Raw genomic sequence first — 24279 nt, forward strand, 5'->3', positions numbered from 1 at the left:
GCATCATCCGCAAGGCGCGTCAGCCGCGCCGTTAGCGGGATGGATTAGCCAACCGAACCTTCAAGGCTGATCGAGATCAGCTTCTGCGCTTCCACCGCGAACTCCATCGGCAGTTGCTGCAGCACGTCCTTCACGAACCCGTTGACGACGAGGCCGACGGCTTCTTCCTGCGAGAGCCCGCGCTGGATGCAGTAGAACAGCACGTCCTCGGAAATCTTCGACGTCGTCGCCTCATGCTCGAACGTCGCCGAGGAATTCTTGGCCTCGACATAGGGCACGGTGTGCGCGCCGCATTTGTCGCCGATCAGGAGCGAGTCGCAGGCGGTGTAGTTGCGCGCGCCGGTGGCTTTGCGGTGCGCGCTGACGAGGCCGCGATAGGTGTTCTGCGACTTGCCGGCGGCGATGCCCTTGGAGATGATCCGGCTCGACGTGTTCTTGCCGAGGTGGATCATCTTGGTGCCGCTATCGACCTGCTGGAAGCCGTTCGAGATCGCGATCGAGTAGAACTCGCCGCTCGAATTGTCGCCGCGCAGGATGCAGCTCGGATACTTCCAGGTGATCGCCGAACCGGTCTCGACCTGGGTCCAGGAGATCTTGGAATTCCGGCCGCGGCAGTCGCCACGCTTGGTGACGAAATTGTAGATGCCGCCCTTGCCTTCCGAATTGCCGGGGTACCAGTTCTGCACCGTCGAATACTTGATCTCGGCGTCATCGAGCGTGACGAGCTCGACCACCGCGGCGTGCAGCTGGTTCTCGTCGCGCTGCGGCGCGGTGCAGCCTTCGAGATAGGAGACGTAGGAGCCCTTGTCGGCGATGATCAGCGTGCGCTCGAACTGGCCGGTGTTGCGCTCGTTGATGCGGAAATAGGTCGACAGCTCCATCGGGCAGCGTACGCCCGGCGGCACGTAGACGAACGAGCCGTCGGAGAACACCGCCGAATTGAGCGTCGCGAAGTAATTGTCCGAGGTCGGCACCACGGTGCCGAGATATTTCTGCACCAGCTCGGGATGCTCGCGGATCGCCTCCGAGATCGGCATGAAGATCACGCCGGCCGCCTTCAGCTCCTTCTGGAAGGTGGTCGCGACCGACACCGAATCGAACACGGCATCAACCGCGATCTTGCGATTGGCCGACGGCGGGCCGCCGGGCGGCGGCTCGACGCCCTCGAGAACGGCGACCTCGCGGAGCGGGATGCCGAGCTTCTCATAGGTCTTGAGGATTTCCGGATCGATCTCGTCGATCGAGGACAGCGTCTTCTTCGGCTTCGGCGCCGAGTAATAATAAAGATCCTGATAGTCGATCTTCGGATAGTTGACGCGCGCCCAGGTCGGCTCGGTCATGGTCAGCCAGCGGCGGTACGCCTCCAGACGCCATTCCAGCATCCAGGCCGGTTCATTCTTCTTTGCCGAGATGAAGCGGACGGTGTCTTCCGACAGGCCTTTCGGGGCCTTGTCGGACTCGATCAGCGTCTCAAATCCATAACGATACTGGTCGACGTCGATGCGCCGGACGCGCTCGACCGTCTCTTGTACAGCAGGCATTCAATCCTCCGCTCGCGGTTTCAAGGACCGCGGTGGATCTCAAGTTCCGAAGTCTCTTACGATGCTTTGAAGACGAAATCACCCGCTTAGAACTGTTCAAGCTGTGTTTCGTCGCTCCCCCTTAACTAAGGTATCGGCGAGCTTTCGCCAAGCCTTGAGGGTCAAATCCACGTCTGTCTCCGTGGTAGACCAGCCAAGACTGAGCCGCACCGCTCCCTGGGACACCTCTGGACGGTATCCCATTGCCTCCAAGACGTGGGACGGCTGGACCTTGCCCGATGAGCAAGCGGAACCGGAAGAGACCGCCACCCCCGCCAGGTCGAATCCGATGACCGCCGTTTCGGCCTTCATGCCGGGCGCCGTGAACAGAACGGTATTTGGCAACCGCTTTACATCATCGGAGAAGACCACCACGTCCGGCGTCTGCCGCAGTCCGTGCTCGAGCCGGTCGCGCAGTCCCCTGACGCGGGCGGCGTCGGCCTTCAGCGCCACCATCGCGGCCTGCACGGCCGCACCAAAGCCGGCGATCCCTGCGACGTTCTCGGTCCCTGCCCGTCGCCCGAGCTCCTGCCCGCCGCCGCGCAAGAACGCCTCCAACCCTTCGACGCCTTCGGCAAGCACCAGTGCGCCTGCGCCCTTCGGTCCACCGATCTTGTGCGCCGACAGCGTCACCAGATCGGCCTGGGTCAAGGCGAGATCGAACGAGATCTTTCCGAACGCCTGGATCGCGTCGACATGCAGCAGGCCGCCGGTCGCGTGGACGATCCCGGCGACGTCAGCCACCGGCTGGATGGCGCCGGTCTCGTTGTTCGCCAGCATCACCGAGACCAGCGCCGGCGCACCGTCGGCCAGCAGCGCGCGCAGATGATCGAGATCGATCACCCCGGCGCGCGTGACATTGATCGCGAAGGTGACCTCACGCGCGAACCGTCCGCCCGCGAGCACGGACGCATGCTCGACCGCGGACACCAGGAGCCGGCTGACCGGCGCGCCTGCACCGCGGCGCAATCCCGGCGTCAATGCGAGCGCATTGGCCTCGGTGCCGCCGGAGAGAAACACGACGTCCTGCGCCCGGCCGCCGACCGCATTCGCCACCGCATTGCGGGCATCCTCGACCAGCCGGCGCGCGCGGCGTCCCTCGCTGTGCACCGAGGACGGGTTGCCGCTCAATTCCCATGCCGCAGTCATCGCCGCCTTTGCCTCCTGGCGAAGTGGCGTTGTGGCATTCCAGTCGAGATAGACGCGATCGGCCATCGAGCTTGTCCGCGGCAACCACCATGGTTGCGGCCTTCCACTGCGACATAACGACAGTCGGGCAGCGAGACCAGATCAGAGTCACCAATGCGGGAGATTTTTCACGCTCGCCGGGAGTCCCATCGTGTTGCCTGGCAAGACATCCGCCTGCGCGCCGCGCGCGATAGCAATATGACAAACCAAAACTTCAGGTAGCCAACGAGCAATTCGGCGTGTTGATCCGGATCGCCGCCGACGCGCCGGCTACGCGTGCGTCACGGAGCGGATTAGCCTCCGCCAAGCGGCACAATTTCCTTGATTTTTGCCCCTTGCGTCATGCTAGAAGGCCTTCCAGCGTGCCGCCCGGCGGCGCCTGCGCTGATTTCATCATGAGCCGCTCTGCTCGCGCCCGTCGCCGAAGATGGCTCCAACCGGTTGATTGATCGACGTCAATCAAGGGAACGCGTCAATCAAGGGAACACAATGCCTGAAGTCATTTTCACCGGCCCTGCTGGCCGTCTCGAAGGCCGCTATCACCCGGCCAAGCAGAAGAACGCGCCGATTGCGATGATCCTGCATCCGCATCCGCAGTTCCACGGCACGATGAACCACCAGATCGTCTACCAGTGCTATTACGCGTTCGCGCATCGCGGCTTCTCGGTGCTGCGCTTCAACTTCCGTGGCGTCGGCCGCAGCCAGGGGTCGTTCGATCACGGCACCGGCGAACTGTCCGATGCCGCGAGCGCGCTCGACTGGGCGCAGGCGATCAATCCTGAGGCGCGCGCCTGCTGGGTTGCGGGTTTCTCGTTCGGCGCATGGATCGGCATGCAGCTCTTGATGCGCCGTCCGGAGGTCGAGGGCTTCATCTCGATCGCGCCGCCCGCCAATCTCTACGACTTCTCGTTCCTCGCGCCCTGCCCGTCGTCGGGCCTGATCGTGCACGGCGACAAGGATGCCGTGGTGCCGCCCAAGGACGTCAACACGCTGGTCGAGAAGCTGAAGACCCAGAAGGGCATCGTGATCGACCAGCAGGTCATCCCCGGCGCCAACCATTTCTTCGACGGCAAGCTCGAGCCGCTGATGGAGACGGTGACCGGCTATCTCGACATGCGCCTCGCCAACGTGCGGTGAGCAAAGACCGCTGACCTCGTAGCCCGGATGGAGCCAACGGGTCGCGCGAACGCGCGCCCGATGACAGGCTCCGCGAAATCCGGGACCACTGGCTCCGCGGTTAGACCCGCCCCGGATTGCGCTTCGCTTCATCCGGGCTACGAAGCCACTTACTCCGGCGCGAATTTCAGCGCGGCGATGCCGATCAGCACGAACGCGATCCCGGCGACCTTCATCGGATTCAAGGCTTCGTTGAACAGCAGCACGCCCATGGTCAGCGTGCCGACCGCGCCGATGCCGGTCCATACCGTGTAGGCGATGCCGACGCCGAGCACCTGCAACGCGCGCCCGAGCAGGAACACGAACGCGGCGAGCAGCGTCAGCGAGACCAGCGTCCAGCCGAGGCGCGTATAACCTTCGGCATATTTCATCGAGATGGCCCAGCCGACGTCGAGAAGACCGGCGACGACCAGCGCGATCCAGGCAATGGAGTGCGACATGGCTTACGCGGCAAGCTTCAGCATGTGCGCGCGGTGGCCGACCAGGAACGCGTGCAGCAGCGCGGGATATTCAGGCGAAACGGCGCTGCGCACGCTCGACCGCTGCGCCAACGCACTACGCCACGCGCGAAGTTTTGGCGTGTGGGTGAACACTGCAAGATCGGTCAGCTGGTCGAACAAATCGAAATAGCGGAAGACCGGCGCGAACACGGCATCCACCAGACTGAACCTGTCGCCTGCGAAGAAAGGCCCTGCGCCGAGCGCAGCCTCGACGCGCGCGAATTTTGCGGCGACCGCCTGCCGCTTGCTCTCGAAGGTCGCGGCATCGGTCGCGGTCTCGAGCCCCCAGAGGTCGCCGAGAATGGCCGAGCCGAATTCCATCCAGGCGCGATGCTCGGCGCGCGTCAGCGCGTTCTCGGGATGCAGCTTCGCGCCGCCTTGCGTCTCCTCGATGTACTCGCAGATCACATTGCTCTCGAACAGCGCGACCTCCTTGCCGTCGTCACCGGTCACGACCAGCACCGGCACCTTGCCGAGCGGCGAGATCTTCAGGAACCAGTCGGGCTTGTTGGCGAGATCGATGTCGATCCGCTCGAACGGCACGCCCTTCTCATGCAGCGCGATCACCGCGCGTTGCACATAGGGGCAGAGCTTGTGGCTGATCAGCTTCAGGGCGGCCATGACGAACCTCGCGTTCAATGCAACTGCATCGAATTAAATGCAGCGGCATGGAACTGTCAAGGTAGATGCATTTGCATCTAAATCACGGTCGCGCGATGATGCCCCCGGTCATCGGGATCGGCACCCCCGTGGTGGCGGGGTAGCTCAGCGGCAGGCCCTTCATGCCGCGCGCGGCGAGGAAGCCGAAGGCCTGCGCCTCGATCGCGTCCGCCGCCCAGCCGAGCGCCTCGGCGGGCTCGACGGTTGCCGGCGCCAGCCGCTCGCGCAGCATCCGCATCATGGTGAGGTTGGAGGCGCCGCCGCCGCAGATGATCCAGCTCTTTGGCCGTTTCGGCAGCAGCGGCACGACGCGGGCGATCGCGGCCGCCGTGAAAGCGGTCAACGTCGCCGCGCCATCGGCCGGCGCCACGGCGCCGAGCTTCAGCGCGGCAAAGTCGTTGCGGTCGAGCGATTTCGGCGGCGGAACCGAGAAGAACGGCAGCTTGAGCGCCTGTGCGATCCAGGCTTCGTCCGGTTTGCCCAGCGCGGCGAACTTCCCGGCGGTGTCGAACGGCTGATGCATCTGGCGGAACATGAAATCGTCGAGCAGCGCGTTGCCAGGCCCGGTGTCGCAGGCGATCAACGTGTCGGTGCCGTCGATATAGGTGATGTTGGAGACGCCGCCGATATTGACCACGACGGTCGGCCCCTCGCGGTTCAGCGATTGCGCCAGCGCGCGATGGTAGACCGGAACGAACGGCGCGCCCTGCCCGCCGGCCTCGACGTCGGCGGCACGGAAATCATGCATCACCGGAATGTGGATCGCCCTGGCGAGCGCCAGGGCATCGCCGATCTGCACCGTCAGCTTCCGCTCCGGGCGATGCAGCACGGTCTGGCCATGGAACCCGACGATATCGATGTCCTGGGCGGAGATCCGGGTCTGCGCCGTGAAGCTGGCGACCGCCTCGGCATGGGCTGACGTAACGGCCTGCTCGGCCTGCCGCAAGATTCCCGGCCGGGCGTCGCGCTGTGTCAGATGGACGGCCTCGGTCAGCGCCTGACGCAGCAGGCTGCGCTCGCTGTCAGTATAGGGTCGATAGCCCGTAGGTCCGAAGGCCTTGATCTGGCGGCCATCGGTCTCGATCAGTGCCACGTCGACCCCGTCGAGCGAGGTCCCGCTCATCAGACCGAGTGCCGTTAACATCATCTTGGAAGCGCCCCAGCCGGGAACCCCCGGCTTGTCTCAAACAAGTACATCCTATAATGCCACTGCGCGTCCGCCTGCGGCAGCCTCAAGCGTCAAGGTTCCGCAAATAGATGCAAAAACCGTAAAACAAGAATGATCTGGCTCGCCGACAAATGACTGCATTTAAATCGGATTTCCTGAACACTCTACAGGAACGCGGCTTCGTCCACCAGTGCTCCGATTTCGAGGGCCTCGACGCGCTCGCCGCGAAGGGCGAGGCGACCGCCTATGTCGGCTATGACTGCACCGCGCCGTCGCTGCACATCGGCAACTTCCTCACCATGATGATGCTGTACTGGCTGCAACAGAGCGGCAACAAGCCGATAACATTGATGGGCGGCGGCACCACGATGGTCGGCGACCCCTCCGGCAAGGACGAGACGCGCGCGATGCGTACCGTCGCGGAGATTGAATCCAACAAGGCGAGCATCCGCGGCGTGTTCGCCAAGGTGCTGCGCTATGGCAATGGGCCTTCCGACGCCATCATGCTCGACAACGCCGAGTGGCTGACCAAATTGAACTGGATCGAGATGCTGCGCGACATCGGCCGGCACTTCTCGGTCAACCGCATGCTGACGATGGATTCAGTGCGGCTCCGGCTCGAGCGCGAGCAGGAGATGAGCTTCATTGAATTCAACTACATGGTCTGCCAGGCCTACGACTTCGTCGAGCTGTCGCGCCGCGCCGGCTGCCGGCTGCAGATGGGCGGCTCCGACCAGTGGGGCAACATCGTCAACGGCGTCGATCTCGGCCGCCGCATGGGCTCGCCGCAACTGTACGCGCTGACCACGCCGCTGCTGACCACCGCCTCCGGCGACAAGATGGGCAAGACCGCCAAGGGCGCGGTGTGGCTCAACGCCGACCAGTTCTCGCCGTATGACTTCTGGCAGTACTGGCGTAATGTCGAGGACGCCGACGTCGTCAAATTTCTCAAGCTGTTCACGATCCTGCCGATGAGCGAGATCGGCAAGCTCGCGGCGCTCGCTGGCAGCGAGATCAACGAAGCCAAGAAGGTGTTGGCGACCGAGGCCACCGCCCTGCTCCATGGCCGCGACGCGGCCAATGAAGCCGCCGAGACCGCGCGCCGCACTTTCGAGGAAGGCGCGCTGGCCGAGACCCTGCCGACGGTGGAAATTCCGCGCGGCGAATTTGAAGCCGGCATCGGCGTGCTCGCCGCCTTCGTCAAGGCCGAGCTCGTCGCGTCCAACGGCGAAGCGCGCCGGCAGATCAAGGGCGGCGGCCTGCGCGTCAACGATGTTGTCGTCACCGATGAAAAGATGCTGCTGACGCCGGCCAATCTGACGCCGGAAGGCGTCGTCAAGCTGTCGCTCGGCAAGAAGCGGCACGTCCTGCTGAAGCCTGCATAGGCGCATTCGCATTTGTCGGTTGCAGGGAGTGCGGAAAGCGCGCTCCCATCTTTCCGATGGATCAGACCACGCCTCCGAACGACACGCTTGCAACGCCGGCGAAACAGTCGCGCGTCGCGCTGAACGTGCTCGCACTCTGCTTCGTGCTGTCGGTGCTCGGGCGCGGTCTCAGCGACAGCTTCACGGTCTTCCTCAAGCCGATCTCGGAGAGCTTCGGCTGGGACCGTGCCTCGGTCGTGTCGGTCTATTCGCTGACCTGGCTCGCCAGCGGCCTCACCGCGCCCCTGGTCGGGCGCCTGTTCGACCGCTCGGGCCCGCGCGTGGTCTATGCGCTGGGCCTGTCGCTGCTCGGCTGCGCATTCCTGATCGCTTCACGCGCCGAGCAACTCTGGCAATTCCAGCTCAGCGTCGGCCTCTGCGTCGGCTTCGGCACTGCGCTGATCGGCAACGTCTCGAACTCGATCCTGCTCGGCCGCTGGTTCGGGCCGCGGCTGCCGACCGCCATGGCCGTGATGTATTCGGCGACCGGCGCCGGCCTCTTGATGCTGCTGCCGCTGTCGCAGGTGCTGATCGATCGCATCGGCTGGCGCGAGGCGTATCAGGTGTTCGGCGTTGGCGCGCTCTGCCTGCTTGTTCCGCTCGTGCTTCTGCCGTGGCGGCTGCTCGCCGGCGGATCGCCGCACATCGTCAAGAAAGCCGAGACGGGCCTGATCGATGAAGGTTGGACCCTGCTCCGCGCAATGCGCCACCACGCCTTCTGGGCGCTGTTCTCCACCTTCTTCTTCACCGCGGTCGCGATGTATGCACTGACGGCGCAGATCGTCGCCTACCTGATCGATGTCGGCTTCCCGCCGCTGCAGGCGGCCACCGCCTGGGGATTCTCCGGCGTCGCGCTGTTCGTCGGCATGCTCGGCGTGTCCACGCTCGACGGCATCATCGGCCGCCGTCCCAGCGTGCTGTTCAGCTACGGAGTCTCGATCATCGGCATCATCCTGCTTTGGCTGTTGCAGTGGTATCCGAACTACTGGCTGCTGACCGGCTTTGTCATTTGCTTCGGCAGCATGATTGGCTCGCGCGGCCCGCTGATCACCGCAACCGCGCTTAAAATCTTCCGCGGCGAGCGCGTCGGCACGATCTACGGCACCATCATGATCGGCAGTGGCCTCGGCTCGGCGCTCGGTTCCTGGGGCGGCGGCCTGATCCATGACTGGACCCACAGCTACAATCCACTGATCGCCTTCGCGCTGGTCAATGTCGTGCTCGGCCTGATCCCGTTTTTGGTGGTGCCCGCACTGCGCCGATGACGAGCGATGACGACCTTGCCGCAACAACCCGGCTCAGTGCGCAACCGTGCGCATCCATCCCCTAAATCGCATTGTTTAGTCGCTTTTTCTGCCGGTCCATGCAACCCCCGACGTGACGTCGGATGCACACATCACGTCCGGGGAATGTCTTTTGAGAGCCATGCCGCAATGACGACCAAGCGACCTCACGCCAATCACCATCGCACCAATAATCGAACGCTACTCGTATCTCCGCGTGTCGGACGAGCGGAAATTGTCGCAGTGCGGCAGCATGTCCGCAGTTAGGGGTAGACCGGAAGTGACCGGTCCACTGTCAAAACGACGCGATTGACCCGAAACGGACATCTAAGAATGGGGAACGGCATCTGGATCATCCGGTCTCAGTCTCGATTTAGGCTGCCAACGCGGTGGCTTTACGTACGGCCGATAGCCTGTCCCGTCATCGACCCCAGTAACTTCCTGACCAAATGCTTCCGTGGCTGCTATCAGGCAGTCGGGCCCCCCGTATGGAAACGCCAATGGCTCAAAAACGAGTTTCAGGGGCGAAGCCGTAACGTGGAGTATGGAAACTAGAAATTCGCTGTTTTTTAGCGCATCAAGGAAGGACGGAAAATCCCAATGGGGCCAGAGGGAAAAATCTCGAAGACGGCGTTCAACAGGCGTGGCCCACCACTCTGTTTCCCACTCTTTCATTTCCTCTGGTGAAAGGTTCTCAAAATACGCAAGAGAAGAACTGTCAAAATAGACGTTCCACTCCGTATCCTCAGGGAATTTATCCGAACGTTTCGCTTCGCTCAGACGCTCGACGAAGCGTTCCAGCGCAGCCAATTTCTCGGGACGGCGCACCTTGAACTCAATGAAAGCAGTGTTCATGGCAACATCATTGGGCGGATCGGCCGGGTCTTTATTTAACCTATCCGGACAGGCGGAATGACCGCAAGTGGCCCGTCTCGGACCTCGCGCAGCGCCCACTTCCGCGCCGCTGTTGAGGACTAAACGGACATCGGGCTTATGAGTGATACACCTTAGCGATCAACGCGGACGCATTTTTGGCATATACGACGGCGGTTAGTCGCGCGCCCATGAAAAAAATAGCGAGGTTCTCGGCGATTTTCGCAATATTGGGATCATGCAGTGGTATCCGAACTACTGGCTGCTGACCGGCTTCATCATCTCCTTCGGCAGCATGATCGGCTCGCGCGGCCCGCTGATCACCGCGACCGCTCTGAAGATATTCCGTGGCGAGCGGGTCGGCACGATCTACGGGACGATCATGATCGGTAGCGGCCTCGGCTCGGCGCTCGGCTCCTGGGGCGGCGGCCTGATCCACGACTGGACCCACAGCTACAGTCCGCTGATCGCCTTCGCCCTCGTCAATGTCGTGCTCGGCCTGATCCCGTTCCTGGTGGTGCCGGCGCTGCGGCGCTAGGTCGACGGCCCCTTGGACCGTAGATGCCAGTCAACAGCCTCTCGCCACGGCAGATGGGGAGAGGCCGAAGGCTGCGACGTCTCGTTCAGTCGGTGTCGCGGCAATCGTCGCCGCGGTGGTCACGGCCGCAGGAGCTGCGGTCATGGGCCTCCTCCCGGTCATCGCCGGTGCCCGGTGTGAAGGACACGCCACGCAGCGCCTCGCCGGCGTTCGCGGTGCGCAGCGTGACAAAACGCTCGGCGGCCGGCAGCGTGGTCGCGGACAGCTTGTCGGTGATCATCACGAGCTTGTTCGGATCGGCACCCTGGTCGCCGCTGCCGCTCACCGTGGAGGTGATCGCCCAGATCGACACGCTGCCGTCGCGATTGACGCGGCCGGTGATGTTGCGCAGGCCGTCGGTGGCCGGCGACCACGGCTTGCCGGTCGCGGCGTTGTTGCCGGTCGGATAGCCCTGCACCGTGTAGGGGACGCCGAGGTCAAGTCCCGCCTGCAGGGTGTAGGCCTGCTTCCACGCGCCGGCAGTGCTGTCGAACACCCACTTCTGCAATCCGGCTGATGTCTGCGCCTTGGCAGCGGTATAGCTGTTCGACGTCGGGTCGAATGTCGCGGTGCCGTTGCCTTCGTCGGCGACGTAGAGTGTGTTCGCGTCGGCGAACCAGATACCGAACGGGAACGAGCTCGTGCTCTTGAGCGCTGTCGGGAAACCGCTCAGCACGCACATGTTATACGGCGTGACGCCCTGCCCCGCCAACTTCGAGCCATCGTAGAAGATCTGCGTCGTCGGCAGCGACGCAGACGGAGCCGGCAGGCCGACGCCATTCGGGCACGCCTTCGGGCTGCCGTTGGCGGCGTTGCCGGTGGTGTCGATGAAGTAGACGGTGTTGATTCCATTCCCGCCGCTGCCCTTGGTCGCGTAGATCACGTTGTTGAACACGGTGAGGCCGCGGAAATTGGTGTCCTTGCCGATCTTGTCGGCCTTCTGGCCGAGTTCGGTGATATTGAAGCTGCCGAGCGGGAAAGGTCCGCCCGGGTCCGCCTGCCGCGCGAGCGGCGCGTCGGCCTCTCTCGCGATCTGCATGCCGGCGCCCGTGATGACGCCCGCAGGCTGCGGGTTGCCGCCATTGCCCGCGTTGCCGGCGGTGTAGAACACACCGGCACCATGCCGGTCGTTGAAGATCGCAGCGCGGCCGTTGTTGCCGCTGTAGCCGTTCACCTTGGTGAAGTGGAAGCGACCGTTCTCGTCGACTTCAGCGACCAGGCGATAATAGGTGCCGGGCACCGGATTGGTCGGATCGATGACGTCAGGGGTGTTGGAGTTCGACACGTCGATGGCGCCGATCGGAGCGAGATAGCCCATGAAGGTCACGCTGCGATGATCGAGCGACAGATTGAGCGCCAGCTCCGATTTTGACGAGAAGCTGGTGACCATCTGGTCCTTGTTTTGGGAAACGCCGCGCTGGGCGCTGTTCGGCACCTCGAGCGACTGCACGTGTCTGCCGTCGAGACGCAGTTCGTCGAGCAGGATCTTCGCAGTCAGGCCGAACGAGCCGTCGACGCCATCGTTGTTGAACACCGTCGGATAGGTGCCGTCCGCCGTGGCGGTCACGCAATTGGGCGACACGCAGTTCGGCGGCAATTGTGTCACGCCGGGCGTGATGGTGACGGCGTTGTTGACGAACACCGCACGGCTCAACAACAGATGACCCGGCCGGAAATGAACGTCGTCGCCGTCGGCGTGCGCAAGACTGCTGGCCAGCGCCGTGGAGGCGAGCAGCGTCAACGCAAAAACCGGCCGAGACAGCGGAAGCCCCACAGCCGGGCGCAATCCTTTGGCGATCATTGCTTTTATCCCAATGTAAGATTTTCTCAGAAAACGAGGGGCGTAGCCGCCCGCTATGTCGGCGGCCGGCGCGCGCAATCTGCGGGCGGACTGTTACGGGCGTGCGACAACCGACCGCACGTCCACTGCGGCCTCACACTCGTCACGATAGATGATCCGGTCGGTCAGGCCCGGCAATCTCGTCCGGGCCGTCGGCTGCCGCCGAGGGAATCTGCTGACGCGCTAATTGTTCGTCGTCGGCAGATCGTTCGGGCCGTACTGTTTGAACTCGAAGATCTTGCGCGTCAGGCCGGGCGCCAGTGCCGAGATCGGGTTGACGCGCAGCACCGGCTGGCTCGGCGTGCCGACCACTTCATAGGTCACGCCGATCAGGCCTTCATTGCTGCCGGCGCCGAGGAAAATCCCGAAGAACGGGATCTGGCCGAACATGTTGTTCAAGCCGTACATCGGAATGAAGGTGCCGTTCATCCGCACCTGATTGCCGAGATAGTCGATGCTGCCTTCGATGGTCGCGCCAATGCTCGGTCCCTTGACCACGCCGTTGCGGATCGAAAGCTGGCCGCTCTGGCGCGTGAACTCGGCGCGCAACGCGTCGAACCCGATGCCGTTCTGGGTGCTGACCGGCCCGCCGGCGACGGCGCGATCAAGCTGGGTTTCGCCCTTCACCGAGAAGCCGGTGATATTGATGAGGCCTTCCCTCGGGCTCGGCTCGGGGATCGGCGGCTCCATCGCCAGCGTGAGCTGGCCGCCCACCACCTTCGAATAGGTGTCGATGAAGCGCAGGAACGCGCCGGCGTCGCCGGTTTGCAGGTAGATCACCTCGCGGCCCTGCTGGCGGCCGCGCATATCGACGCTGACCGGAGTATCGCGGCCGACCCTGCCGCTCAGCGTGAACGCCTTGAAGAACCCGTTGCGCCGCGAAATCTTGGCATCGACGCCGCGCAGCGCTTCGCCATTGAACCCGGCCACCGCGCCGAGCTTCAGATCGACATCGAAATCGGTGGTCTTGGTCTTGCTTTTGGGATCGCTGTCGCGGCCGGAGATCGCCGATTTCAGGAAGCCGCGGCCATCGAACACGTCGCCGCGCATCGTCACCTTGATCACGCCGTCGGGACCGCGATCGGCCCGCAACGATGTCTTGTCGCCGTCCGACGGCGCATAGGTCGGGAAGTTCGCATTCATCAGGTCGCCATTCTGGTCGACCTCGAGCGCGCCCTTGATCGAGACGCCGCTGCCTTCGATCGAGATATCCTCGAACCGGGTCGACTGCCCCTTGGGCACCACGTTGAAGGTCGCCTTGCCGGCCCTGCCCTGCGCCTTGACCCAGCCCGGCAGGATGTTGTCGAGCTTGAGCTGGGTAAGGTCGGCCTCGACGCCCATCTTGGTGGTGGGATTGTCGCCGCTGCCGATCTTGCCGCTCAGCTTGATCGGGATCGCGCCTGAGACCGCGGGGCCGAGATCAAGCCCGAGCCGCGCGCGGCTCGCGTCATCCAGCGTCGCCTGCAGCTTGACGTCGGCATCGCCGTCGGCCGGCTTGCGGTAGTCGAGCGAGGCCGCCTGCCCGTTGATCTTGACGTCGCCCTTGACCTGGAAGCCGGCGTTGCTCGCAATCACCTTCAGCGTGTTGGCCTCGAGCTTCTGGTTCATCACCAGCTTGTCGACGGCAACGCCGGAGATGTCGGCGGTGACGGAATATTGCGTGTCGGCCTTGGTCAGCCCGCCTGTCACCGGCATGCCGAGATTGATCGTTGCCGTGACGTTGCCCTTGCTGGCGTTGGGATCGATCGGCGGACCGGAGAGATCGCTGAGCCGGTCGGATGCGAGGATTTCGGCGGCGGCCGGCACCGGACAGTCGACCCGGAACTTGACCTTCGACGGCGACGGTTTCGGCGCCATGTCGGGCACCTCGAAGCTGAAATCCGACAGCGTGATCTTGCGGCCGGCCGGCGTGTCGGCGATGCCCTGGTTGATGGTCACGGTCGCGGTGCGGCCGGTCACCCTGGCTTTCAGATCCGCGTCATGCACTGCGGGCATCTGATCCACCGGGCGCACCGTGACACCCGAGGCGACGATGTTGACCGAGAGACCGTCATCCGGGATCGGTGGTCCCTTGCGCGACAGATTGTGCACCGGCGAATTGACGCCGACATCGATGCGCTGGAGCGTGCCGCGATCGATCCGCTCGAGCACCCATTCGCGCACCTCGGGCACGATGATAACAGGCCACATCCGCTTCAGCGCGGAGGCCGACATCGGGGTGCCGGCGAAGCCGAGTTGCAACCGCGGCTCGCCGGAATAGTCGATGCTGCCGGTGCCCGCGACGCCGATCTCGCCATTGGAGATGTCGGCCTGGGTCAGCAGCACCCGCTTCTTCTCGGTGTCGAACCGGAAGCCGACGTTGATGCGATTGAAGATCAGCGGCGGTTCATTCTTATCGGCGCCGGCCAGCACGATGGTGCCCCCCGACAGGCCCGCCTGCCAGTCGGTGACGTTGTCGTTCGGCGGCTCGAGATGGCCGAGCAGCGTGATGCGGTTGGCGCCCGAGACGATCTTGATCGGCGCCAGCAGCACGCGGCGCCCCGAATCCCACTCGACGCTCATCTCGGCCGAATCGACCGGCATCGGGTAGTCGGGCGTGTCGGTGTCGATGATGTTGCCAGCGCCGACATTGATCTTGCCGCGGAAATAGGTCGGCAGGCCGTCGCGGCCGAGCTCGCCCTTCATCTCGCCCGACAGCGGCAGGTCGGCGGTGTAGGTGAGATCCTTGGTCCGCATCGCGAGCAGGATGTTGCGGGTGGAGACCTTGTCGGCCTTGATGTCGACCGAGCGCACGCCGTTCTGCTGCGGTCCAACCAGGACGCGCACCGACCAGGGCTTTGCGCCGTCCTCGCCGAAGCTGAGCGCAATCCCGCCGCCGCTCGGGCGCCGCAGGCTCAGGCTGATATTCTCAAAGCTCCATTTGTTGCCGCGCTGCTGGTCGTCGACGACGAGATTGCCGTTCTTCAGGCCGATCTCATTGAGGTTCTGACCGTCGAGGCCGGTCATGCTGAGGCTGTCGAGCCAGTCGAGGCCGGCGAGCAGTCCGCTCTGGGCCGAATCGGGTGCGGCAGCGGAGGGCCCGGAGGCAACCGGAGGCAAGGCAACCGGAGGCGGCGGCGCAGCGGTCGCCGGCCGCGGGAATGTCGGCGGCAGCCCCGCCTCCCGTTTGGACGCAACGCCGGTGGCGAGCGGTTTTGCGGTGTCGCCGGCGGACACGGTGACATTGCCATCGGGCGTGATGCGCACCGACAGTTCCGCATCGACCAGATTGAGACTCTCCGCCCGCAACTGGCCCATCAGCAATGCCGTTCCGGACAGGCGCACTTCGGCTTTCGGCGCGCTGGCAACGACCGCGTGGTCGCGGTCGCGGACGATGATGTCACGGATGCGCACCGCGATCCTGATGCGGCCGGCGCGCTCGATCTGCGTTCCGCCGACCTCGACCGTGTTGCCGTGACCGATATTCTCCTCGATCGCCGCGGCAAGCCATGGCGTCGCCAAATCGAGATTGATCGGACCGGCGCCGAGCCGCCACCACAATGCGCCGAAGCAGGTCGCGAACATCACGGCCAGCACCACGAGCACGAGCCCGATGCGACGGATCCAGCGTTCGCCGTTCAGCCAGCGCTGCATGCCGGTGCAGAAATCGGTGAAACGATGCAGGTTGGTGTTGGAACGCGCCAGCAATTGCCGCGCACGGTTGCCCGCCGCCTCATCCTGCTCGTCCCACGCGGCGTCGTCTTCCCATTGCGAGAAATCGGTCCCGGCGCGCGGATTTGGACCCTGCGGCGACGTGTTCCTTGCCATTGCCTCTCGGTGCTGACGGCGAAGCTGATCGCCGCCATCGGGGCGCCCGTCGACTGTTATCGAGCGCTCCCTTGCCGGCATCGCCGCCTATCCTCGCCTAATCATGTTACTCGCCGATGGCCCGGAACGGACCAAACCAACCAATCAAAAGCCAATTCAGCAAGCGGACGGGTAACGCGTCGAATTCCTTGTCACCATACTCCGTGGCCATCAAACTTGCCCAGCAGCCGATGCGAATCCGGCCGCTGCCAATGAGACCCGCAATACCGCAATGGTTGAGCTTCGGAAAGCGACGAAAGGAAGGCGTATGTCCAAGAAAACGCGCAAGAAATCCTCCAACACAACCGGAAAGCGGGTCGCAACAAAGGTTGCGCGCTCCGCAAGCGCAAGCACTGGAAAGTCCGCGACGAAAACCCGCACAACGGTTGCGAAGAAGGCCGCGGCCAAGAAAGCAACCAAGAAAGCAACGAAGGCCAAGGCCAAGACCACCGCTAAGACCGCAGCGGGTGTTCCAGACAAAGCCTCGCACAAGGCTGCATCGAAACCGTTAAAGGCTGAGCCGGCCGCAACCGTGACCAAGTCGTCCGCCGTCACACTCACTGAGGGCGCCGCGGCGCCTGGATTCGACCTGCCGCGCGACGGTGGAGGCAGCGTTTCGCTGCGGGATTTTGCCGGCAAGAAGCTGGTGCTGTTCTTCTATCCCCGCGCCGACACCCCCGGCTGCACCAGGGAGGCGATCGACTTCACGCGGCTCAAGAACGAGTTCGCGGCCTCAGGTGCCGAGGTGGTCGGCATTTCCGCCGATACGGTTAAGGCGCAGGAGTCATTTCGAAACAAACACCAGCTGTCCGTGCCGCTGGTCTCGGACCCGGCTCATCAGATGCTGGAGGCGTATGGCGCCTGGGGCGAAAAATCCATGTATGGCAGGACCTTCATGGGAATTATTCGCACCACGGTTCTGGTCGATTCCAGTGGAAAAGTCGCCCGGATCTGGCGCCATGTGAAGGTCGACGGCCATGCCGAAGCGGTATTGGAGGCCGCCCGATCGCTCTGACCGGAGGGTTCCGTTTCCTGAAAATTAACCATGGCGGGCTCAAATCGGCCCCGCAAATTAGCCGTACGGAGCTTGGTCCGACCGGCCGCGGGAGTACCGATGTCGAGCCGGTCCGGTCATCAGCAGAAACACCATCATCCGCAGGACCATGGCCGGTCGCCGGCACGCCGTCCGGTGGCCCAGCATGCCGCAGCGGCGGTTGCCGCGGCCGCCTCCGGCGAGGGCTATACCCTGGTCCATGCCGGCAAGCAGGTCCGGTTCGGACCGGTGGTGTTCTGGATCGCGGTCGGCACCGTGGTCCTGCTCGGCATGTGGTCGGCGGCGACCGCGACCTATTTTGCGTTCCGTGACGACGTCCTGACCCGGCTGATCGCGCGCCAGGCCGAGATGCAATACGCCTATGAGGACCGCATCTCGGAGCTGCGCGCCAAGGTCGACCGCACCACCAGCCGCCAGCTGCTCGATCAGGAACAGTTCGACCAGAAGCTCGACCAGATCATGAAGCGGCAGTCGGCGCTGGAATCGCGCGCCACCGCGCTCGGCGCGATGCCTGATGTTGCGACCACCGGATCGATCAAGCCGCAGGGCCGCGCCGACGCAGCGCCGTCATCCGGTACGCCAAAGCCCTCCCCGATCAGCGACACCGTGATCTTCGTGGCGCCGCCGGATCGCGAGGCGCGGCTGGAATCGCGCGCGCCGCTGATCGCCAAGGCGCAGCCGAACCAGTTCGCCAAGGCCCAGGGCGTCGACAACGTCCTGGTCCGCCTGCAGACCTCGCTTGACCAGGTCGAGCGGCGCCAGGTCGCCGCGCTGTCCTCGGTCGAGGACGGCATCGAATCGCGGGTGCGCCGGATGCGCGGCGTGATCTCCGATCTCGGCCTCAACATGGCGCAGCTCGAAGCCGCGACGCCGCGCTCCGGCATGGGCGGCCCCTATGTGCCGGTGAAGCTCGCGCCCGACGCCGGCGCGTTCGAGCGCCAGCTCTATCGCATCAACATCAACCGCGCGCAGATGCAGCGCCTGAACCAGACGCTGGCGCTGGTGCCTTACCGCAAGCCCGTGGTCGGCGAGGTCGAATTCACCAGCGGCTTCGGCGTTCGCTCCGATCCTTTCCTCGGCCGTCCGGCGATGCACACCGGGCTCGACTTCCGCGCCGCGCAGGGCGATCCGGTGCGCGTCACCGCCAACGGCAAGGTGGTGTCGGCGGGCTGGGCCGGCGGCTACGGCCGCATGGTCGAGGTGGATCACGGCAATGGCCTCTCGACCCGCTACGGCCATCTCTCCGAGATCGGCGTCAAGGTCGGCGAATACGTCAAGATCGGCCAGGTGATCGGCGCCGTCGGTTCGACCGGCCGGTCCACCGGTCCGCATCTGCACTATGAGACCCGCATCGACGGCGAAGCCGTCGATCCGCAGAAATTCCTCCGCGCCGGCGTCCGGCTCAGCGCGAGCTAGCTCAATCTCGCAACGATTGATCTGAACATCGGCGCAAGCGGCCTCGCTTGCGCCGATCTCGTTTGTGGCGTCGCGCCGGCCGCCGCCGCCCGGCGTGCCGGGGCTCCTCACCGACGATGGTGACGAGCGTGCGGTCGAGCCATTCATCGAGCACGGCGCGCGGCCGCACGTCCTTGGTGATTGATTCGACCAGGGTCTCGAACGACGGCGCGCCGCCATCGGCGGTGCGCGGCAACGGCAGCGGATCGCCCTTGGCGACGCTGCACCGGCAACGCCTTCATGATCAGCAACCGCCTACCGCGTCGCATCGTGCCCGACCTCACCCGTGATCACATCGCCGAACAGCTCCCAGGCTTCGCCGTTGAACCGCATCAACTGCATCTGCTCGATCGGGTAGTAGTCGTCAGGCGAGGTGTTGACCATGATGCCCGGCAGCATCAGGTCGGAGTGGAAGTTCTTCAGGCTGGCCGCCTGCTTCATGACGTTCTCGCGCGTGAGATTGTCGCCGCATTGCTTCAGCACCTGCACCATGGCCTCCGACTGCACATAGCCATAGACGTTGTTGAAATTGGCCTTGTCCCCGTCAGGGTAGTATTTGTCCATAAAGCCGCGCCACTTCACGACCGCGGGGTCCTTGTCCCAAGTTGGGTCGGTCGGATCCTTCAGGTATTGGGTCGAGATGATGCCCTTGGCATATTCGAGCCCCGCCGGCTTCAGCACCGAGGCGACCGTGGTCGCGGTGTTGGCGAGGAAGAATTTCGGCTTCCAGCCGAGCTCGCCCACCTTCCGGATCGCCTGCGCCGATCCCTTCGGCGCCGCCCAGGAGAAGAAGATGTCGGCGCCGGAATCGTGCAGCGCGACGATCTGCGAATCGATCGAGGGATCGGAGACCTCGTAGGACTTGTCGGCGATGATCATGCCCGCCTTGTCGCCGAGTCCGTCCTTTAGGCCCTTGAACTGATCCTTGCCGGCGTCGTCATTCTGCCAGAACACCGCGATCTTGCTGTCGGGGAATTTGTCGCGAATGTACTTCGCATAGATGCGCCCCTCGCTCTGGTAGTTGGGCTGAAAGCCCATCGTCCAGGGGAAGTTCTTGGGGTCGCCGAATTTCGTGCCGCCGGAGGCGACGAACAATTGCGGCACCTTCTTGGCATTCATGTATTTCATGATTGCCGAATTCGACGGCGTGCCGAGTGCCTGGAAGATCAGCAGCACCTCGTCGCTCTCGACCAGCTTGCGCGCTTGCTCGATCGCCTTCGGCGGCGAATAGGCATCGTCGTAGCTGATGAAGGTGATCTTGCGGCTATTGATGCCGCCCTGCTCGTTGATCATCTTGAAGAACGCGGCCTCGGTCTTGCCGATCACGCCGTAGGACGACGCCGGGCCGCTATACGGCATGATGTTGCCGATCTTGATTTCGCCATCACTTGCGCCGGGATCGTATTTCTTCTGCGCGGTGGCCGAGGTCGTGATCAATGCGGCACTTGCGAAGGCCACGATCGCGCCAATATATCCAGAACGAGCCGGCATCGTTTTCTCCCCGATTTTTGTCGTGGTTTTGACGGCAAGTCTCGCAAGAGACGCATGTGCTGGCAAGCGCTGGGTTTTTCCGTTGGGCGAAACGGCATTGTTGCCTGGCGCTATTTATGATTGAAGCCGATCTGGGGATCACGAGTCGAGGCGTTCTGATTGCGTAAACCGGACATTCGTACCGGTCCGCGGCATCCGCGTATTGCGGCCGCGGGCTATGAGATCACGCGCCGCCTCAGCGAACGTGCTTTGGCGAAGCGTGGCCTGCACAAGGCCAACGGCGAGTTCGCGCAACGCACGATCGCCTCGATCCGCGAAAGGCTGCAGCGCGGAGAGACCGTCTACATCGCCGGCCTCGCCTGCCCCGGCACCCACAACACCGGCGTCGCGCTGGTCGAGGTCACCCAAAAGGACGGACCGCGCCTGATCGTCAACAACGAGGAAGAGCGCTTTTCCGGAAACAAACACACCAACGAGTTTCCGCAACACGCACTCGACGACATGCGCAAGGTGTTGCAGCGGATGGGCCGCGACGTCGGCGACATCGCGGCCTTCGTCACCACGTGGGACTATCCGGCGCTGATAGCGATGCTGATCCGCACCTCGCTCGAGGAAGCGCCGGCCAGCATCAAATTGCTCCGCGCGCCGATCGCGCCGGCGATCAACCTGCGCCAGATGGACCAGGTGCGGCGCATCGCGCGCAGGCTCGGCAGCATGTACGGGCTTGGCGAACAGCTGCCGCTGATCTGCATGCCGCATCATGACAATCACGCCTGGTACTCGTTCACCGCATCGCCGTTCGCCGATGTGCGCGAGCGTGTCGCGATTGCGGTGCTCGACGGAACCGGCGACGTCGGCTCGATTTCGCTCTATGTCGCCGAGAACGGCGAGATGAAGCGGCTCTATTGCAATGAGAGCTTGTTCGATTCGCTCGGCGCCTTCTACACCGTGATCTCGTCGAGCCAGGGCGGCTGGACCTGGCTCTCCAGCGAGGGCCGCTACATGGGCGCAGCCGCCTGGGGCGACATGAACCGCGCCACCAATCCCTATTATCAACGCCTGAAGGCGGTGCTGCAACTCGGGCGCAATGGCAGCGTGCAGCTCAATCGCGCGATGGCCAATTGGTACGCCGACCCCGCCGATAATCCCTATCATCAACCGCTGATCGATATTCTCGGCCCGCCGCTGCGGCCCGACCAGCTCTGGAATCCCGACGCCGTGCTGCGCGTCGAGGACATCAATCATCGCCCCGACACCAAGGACCGAGTCGACAAGGCGGCCGCCACGCAACTGGTGTTCGAGGACGCGATGATCCATGTCATCGATCATCTCCTGCGCATCACCGGCACCGACCGTTTGGTGCTGACCGGCGGCGTGGCGCTGAACGCGCTCGGCAACATGCGGCTGCTCGAGCATTTTGACGAGGCCTGGTTCGAACGCGTGCAGCAGCGCAAGACGCGGCTGCATATGTGGGTGCCGCCGGTGCCCGGCGATCCCGGCGTGCCGATCGGCGCGGCCTGGCTGTTCGCGCACATGGCGGGCGCACCGCGCGGTGCACCGCTGTCCCATGCCTTCTATTGCGGCCTGCCGCCCTCGAACGCCGACATCACCACGGCGCTGCGCGCCGACGACGTCGCCTCGACCGAGATCGGCAATGTCGCGACATCGGAAGGGCGCAATGCGGTTGCCGATCTGATGGCCAGCATGGTGGCGCAAGGCGGCGTGATCGCGATCTATCAGGGCGCGGCCGAGACCGGGCCGCGTGCGCTCGGCCATCGCTCGATCCTCGCCAACCCCTGCGATCCCGAGGTGCGCGAGCGGCTCAACGAGCGCGTCAAATATCGCGAGGCGATCCGGCCGCTGGCGCCGATGGCGACGCTGCAGGCCGCGCGTGACTATTTCGAGCTGGAAGATGGCGCGTCCGACGACGACTACAACGCCTACAACTACATGGTGCTCACGGCGCATTCGAAGCCGGAGGCGCGCGCCAAGATTCCCGCCGTGGTGCATGCCGACGACACCGGCCGCATCCAGATCGTGCGCGAGGCCGACGATCCCCTCACCTACGCCTATCTGAAGGCGCTCGGCCGCCATATCGGCGTCGAGATGTCGGTCAACACGTCGTTCAATGTCGCGGGGCCGATCGCGCAGACGCCGGCGCAGGCGATGGACACGCTGCGCCGTTCCAGGGGGCTCGATGCCGTGGTGCTGGTCGCGGACGACGGCACCGCCTATGCCGCCTGGCACGGCGGCGAGCGCGACAGCGGCCGCTTCACCGGCTGGTATGCGGCGTGGAAGCAGGCGCGCGGCTGAACCAGCTCAGCACGCGCCCGTCGATCAGCAGCAGTGCGCTGGCGATGACAAGCGCGCCGGTCACCTCGCGCCACGAGATCGGCTCGCCGAGCACGAGCGTGCCGAGCAGCATCGCGGTGACCGGGATCAGCAGCGTCACCAGCATCACATTGGTCGCGCCGGAGCGCTGCAGGATCTGAAAGAACACGATATAGGCCAGCGCCGTCGACAGCGCCGCGAGGCCTAACACGGCGAGCCACGTGGTCAGATGCGGCATCGGCAGCAGCCAGGGTCGTTCGGCCACGCCGGCGACCACGGCCATCATCACGCTGGAGGCCATCATCTGGAACGTCGCCGTGCCCAAAGGCGGCACGCGCTGTGGCAGCCGCCGCCCGACCAGCGCCGCGATGCCGTAGCTGAAGGCGCCGGCGAGGCACAGCAGGATGCCGATGCCCTGTCTGCTCTCGAAGCCGAGCGCATCACCATGCAGGATCGCGACCCCGATCAGCCCGACCACCACGCCCGCCACGCGGCGCGCCTGCAGCCGCTCCTCGCCGGCCACCGCCATCACGACCACCGCAAACAGCGGCGTCGTTGCATTGAGGATCGAGGCCAGCCCGCTCGGAATATAGGTCTGGCCAAACACGATCAGCGAGAACGGCAGCGCGTTGTTGAACAGCCCCATCGCGGCAAACGGCGCCCAGCCGGCCAGGCCACGCGGGAATTCGATCTTCCGCGCGCGCAGCAGCGGCAGCAGGATGAGCGCGCCGAGCACGACGCGCAGCAGCACCAGGGTCAGCGGCGGCAATTCGCGCAGGATCACGCCGTTGAAGAAAAACGATCCGCCCCACAGCACCGACAGAAAGAGAAGCAGCCCCCAGTCGCGGCGATCGATCCTGTTGTCGGCGGAAGGCATGGTTGGCACTCATCTGCGCTGGCGCAGATGCCTAGCCGGGCGCGGCGTCGCTGGCCACCCGATTTCCGTGAATGGCGGCTCTGCCTATTTCGGCCGCGACACGATTTCGATCATCTGGCCTTCGTCGCCATCGGGCGCGTGGGCCTTGGCCTTGTCGTAGGCGGTGAGCGCGGCGCGGCTCACGGGCACGCCGGGCAGCAGCGTCTCGGCAAGCCGCACGGCGTAGTCGGCATCCTTGTGGCGCAGCGCCGCGGTGAAGGATGCGCCGGTGAAGTTGCGGTCGATCATCCGCTTGCTGTGGCGGATCACTTGCGGGCTCGCCACCGCGCCGGTCGCCAGCGCCTCGGCCACCAATTGCATGTTGAGGCCGGCCTGCTCGGCGATCGCGACGCCCTCGGCGAGGCTTGCGATCTGCACCGCGCCGATCAGATTGTTGATCAGCTTGAACACGGTGCCGGTGCCGACCGCGCCGAAATGACGGATCGTGCTGCCGATCGGCGCGAGGAACGGCCGTGCCTTCTCGAGATCAGCGGCATCGGCGCCCACCAGCAGCGTCAGCTTGCCCGCGGCCGCCGCTTCGGGGAGCCCGGTGACCGGACAATCGATGTAGATCAGGCCGCGGCTGTGCAGCTCGCGCGCCATATCCAGCGTGTGCTGATACGAAACCGTGGAGCATTCGATCGCGAGCGTGCCGGCCTTCATGGTGGCGGCGGCGCCGTCCCGGGTCAGCCAGACCGCGCGCGACGCTTCGTCGTCGGCGACCATGGTCACGACGGCATCGGCGTCGATCGCGGCATCCTCCGGCGAAGTCGCCCACAGCGCGCCGCGCGCGATCAAATCGTCGGCCTTGGCCTTGCTCCGGTTCCACACCGCGACGGTGAAGCCGGCATCGAGGTAACGGCCGGCCATGCCGTGGCCCATGCGTCCCAATCCGATGAAAGCGACGCGCGGCATGG

The 24279-nt window shown here is 64.5% G+C and carries 17 protein-coding genes and 2 pseudogenes; 7 read left to right on the forward strand and 12 right to left on the reverse strand.

What is annotated here, in order from left to right; translation table 11 throughout:
- Positions 1-44: 44 nt before the first annotated feature.
- Both sufB and AC066Y_RS16255 read right to left on the reverse strand, forming a co-directional pair.
- The gene (sufB, locus tag AC066Y_RS16250; RefSeq protein ID WP_092113801.1) at positions 45-1541 is read right to left on the reverse strand and encodes a Fe-S cluster assembly protein SufB; all 1497 of its coding nucleotides are present in this window, start codon (positions 1539-1541) and stop codon (positions 45-47) included.
- 96 nt (positions 1542-1637) lie between these two features.
- Positions 1638-2795, reverse strand: coding sequence for a cysteine desulfurase family protein (locus tag AC066Y_RS16255; RefSeq protein WP_478274761.1), 1158 nt, complete (start codon positions 2793-2795; stop codon positions 1638-1640).
- Between the two features lie 462 nt (positions 2796-3257).
- On the opposite strand from AC066Y_RS16255, the gene AC066Y_RS16260 reads away from it, so the two are divergent.
- Entirely contained in the window at positions 3258-3905 is a 648-nt protein-coding gene (locus tag AC066Y_RS16260) for an alpha/beta hydrolase (RefSeq protein ID WP_016843213.1), read from the forward strand.
- 149 nt (positions 3906-4054) lie between these two features.
- On the opposite strand, the gene AC066Y_RS16265 is transcribed toward AC066Y_RS16260, so the two are convergent.
- The 3 genes from AC066Y_RS16265 to AC066Y_RS16275 all read right to left on the reverse strand — a co-directional run bounded on the left by AC066Y_RS16265 (position 4055) and on the right by AC066Y_RS16275 (position 6251).
- Positions 4055-4384, reverse strand: coding sequence for a DMT family transporter (locus AC066Y_RS16265; protein ID WP_478274762.1), 330 nt, complete (start codon positions 4382-4384; stop codon positions 4055-4057).
- 3 nt (positions 4385-4387) lie between these two features.
- Positions 4388-5065, reverse strand: a complete 678-nt coding sequence (locus AC066Y_RS16270) for a glutathione S-transferase family protein (RefSeq protein WP_478274763.1) — start codon at positions 5063-5065, stop codon at positions 4388-4390.
- A gap of 82 nt (positions 5066-5147) precedes the next feature.
- Complete coding sequence (locus AC066Y_RS16275; RefSeq protein ID WP_478274764.1) at positions 5148-6251, reverse strand: anhydro-N-acetylmuramic acid kinase; 1104 nt, start codon at positions 6249-6251, stop codon at positions 5148-5150.
- A gap of 152 nt (positions 6252-6403) precedes the next feature.
- On the opposite strand from AC066Y_RS16275, the gene tyrS reads away from it, so the two are divergent.
- Positions 6404-7657, forward strand: coding sequence for a tyrosine--tRNA ligase (tyrS, locus tag AC066Y_RS16280; RefSeq protein ID WP_478274765.1), 1254 nt, complete (start codon positions 6404-6406; stop codon positions 7655-7657).
- A gap of 56 nt (positions 7658-7713) precedes the next feature.
- Entirely contained in the window at positions 7714-8961 is a 1248-nt protein-coding gene (locus AC066Y_RS16285; protein WP_478274766.1) for an MFS transporter, read from the forward strand.
- Between the two features lie 345 nt (positions 8962-9306).
- On the opposite strand, the gene AC066Y_RS16290 is transcribed toward AC066Y_RS16285, so the two are convergent.
- A complete protein-coding gene (locus tag AC066Y_RS16290) occupies positions 9307-9834 on the reverse strand; it encodes a hypothetical protein (protein ID WP_478274767.1) in 528 nt (175 codons plus the stop codon).
- Positions 9835-10087: 253 nt separating this feature from the next.
- Between AC066Y_RS16290 and AC066Y_RS16295 the strand changes: the two are divergent.
- Positions 10088-10390: pseudogene (locus tag AC066Y_RS16295) on the forward strand (MFS transporter); the annotation flags it as partial.
- Between the two features lie 85 nt (positions 10391-10475).
- On the opposite strand, the gene AC066Y_RS16300 reads toward AC066Y_RS16295, so the two are convergent.
- Positions 10476-12230: a hypothetical protein gene (locus AC066Y_RS16300; protein WP_478274768.1), complete on the reverse strand. Its 1755-nt coding sequence runs from the start codon at positions 12228-12230 to the stop codon at positions 10476-10478.
- A 222-nt stretch (positions 12231-12452) separates the two neighbouring features.
- Entirely contained in the window at positions 12453-16157 is a 3705-nt protein-coding gene (locus AC066Y_RS16305; protein ID WP_478274769.1) for a YhdP family protein, read from the reverse strand.
- 226 nt (positions 16158-16383) lie between these two features.
- On the opposite strand from AC066Y_RS16305, the gene AC066Y_RS16310 reads away from it, so the two are divergent.
- Together AC066Y_RS16310 and AC066Y_RS16315 are read left to right on the forward strand one after the other, a co-directional pair.
- A complete protein-coding gene (locus tag AC066Y_RS16310; RefSeq protein ID WP_478274770.1) occupies positions 16384-17130 on the forward strand; it encodes a peroxiredoxin in 747 nt (248 codons plus the stop codon).
- Between the two features lie 99 nt (positions 17131-17229).
- Entirely contained in the window at positions 17230-18585 is a 1356-nt protein-coding gene (locus AC066Y_RS16315) for a M23 family metallopeptidase (RefSeq protein ID WP_478274771.1), read from the forward strand.
- A 115-nt stretch (positions 18586-18700) separates the two neighbouring features.
- Here AC066Y_RS16315 and AC066Y_RS16320 read toward each other — a convergent pair.
- A pseudogene (locus AC066Y_RS16320) lies at positions 18701-18841 on the reverse strand (DUF6502 family protein); the annotation flags it as partial.
- Between the two features lie 38 nt (positions 18842-18879).
- Positions 18880-20115: an ABC transporter substrate-binding protein gene (locus AC066Y_RS16325; RefSeq protein ID WP_478274772.1), complete on the reverse strand. Its 1236-nt coding sequence runs from the start codon at positions 20113-20115 to the stop codon at positions 18880-18882.
- 159 nt (positions 20116-20274) lie between these two features.
- On the opposite strand from AC066Y_RS16325, the gene AC066Y_RS16330 reads away from it, so the two are divergent.
- Positions 20275-22428 (forward strand): carbamoyltransferase C-terminal domain-containing protein, encoded by a 2154-nt coding sequence (locus AC066Y_RS16330; RefSeq protein ID WP_478274773.1) that lies wholly within the window; start codon positions 20275-20277, stop codon positions 22426-22428.
- Here AC066Y_RS16330 and AC066Y_RS16335 read toward each other — a convergent pair.
- Together AC066Y_RS16335 and AC066Y_RS16340 are read right to left on the reverse strand one after the other, a co-directional pair.
- Complete coding sequence (locus AC066Y_RS16335; protein WP_478274774.1) at positions 22388-23323, reverse strand: DMT family transporter; 936 nt, start codon at positions 23321-23323, stop codon at positions 22388-22390. The two genes, AC066Y_RS16330 and AC066Y_RS16335, sit on opposite strands and share 41 nt — an antisense overlap.
- A gap of 84 nt (positions 23324-23407) precedes the next feature.
- Complete coding sequence (locus AC066Y_RS16340) at positions 23408-24277, reverse strand: NAD(P)-dependent oxidoreductase (RefSeq protein WP_478274775.1); 870 nt, start codon at positions 24275-24277, stop codon at positions 23408-23410.
- Between the last annotated feature and the right edge of the window lie 2 nt (positions 24278-24279).

The organism is Bradyrhizobium sp. USDA3010 (genome assembly GCF_056429065.1).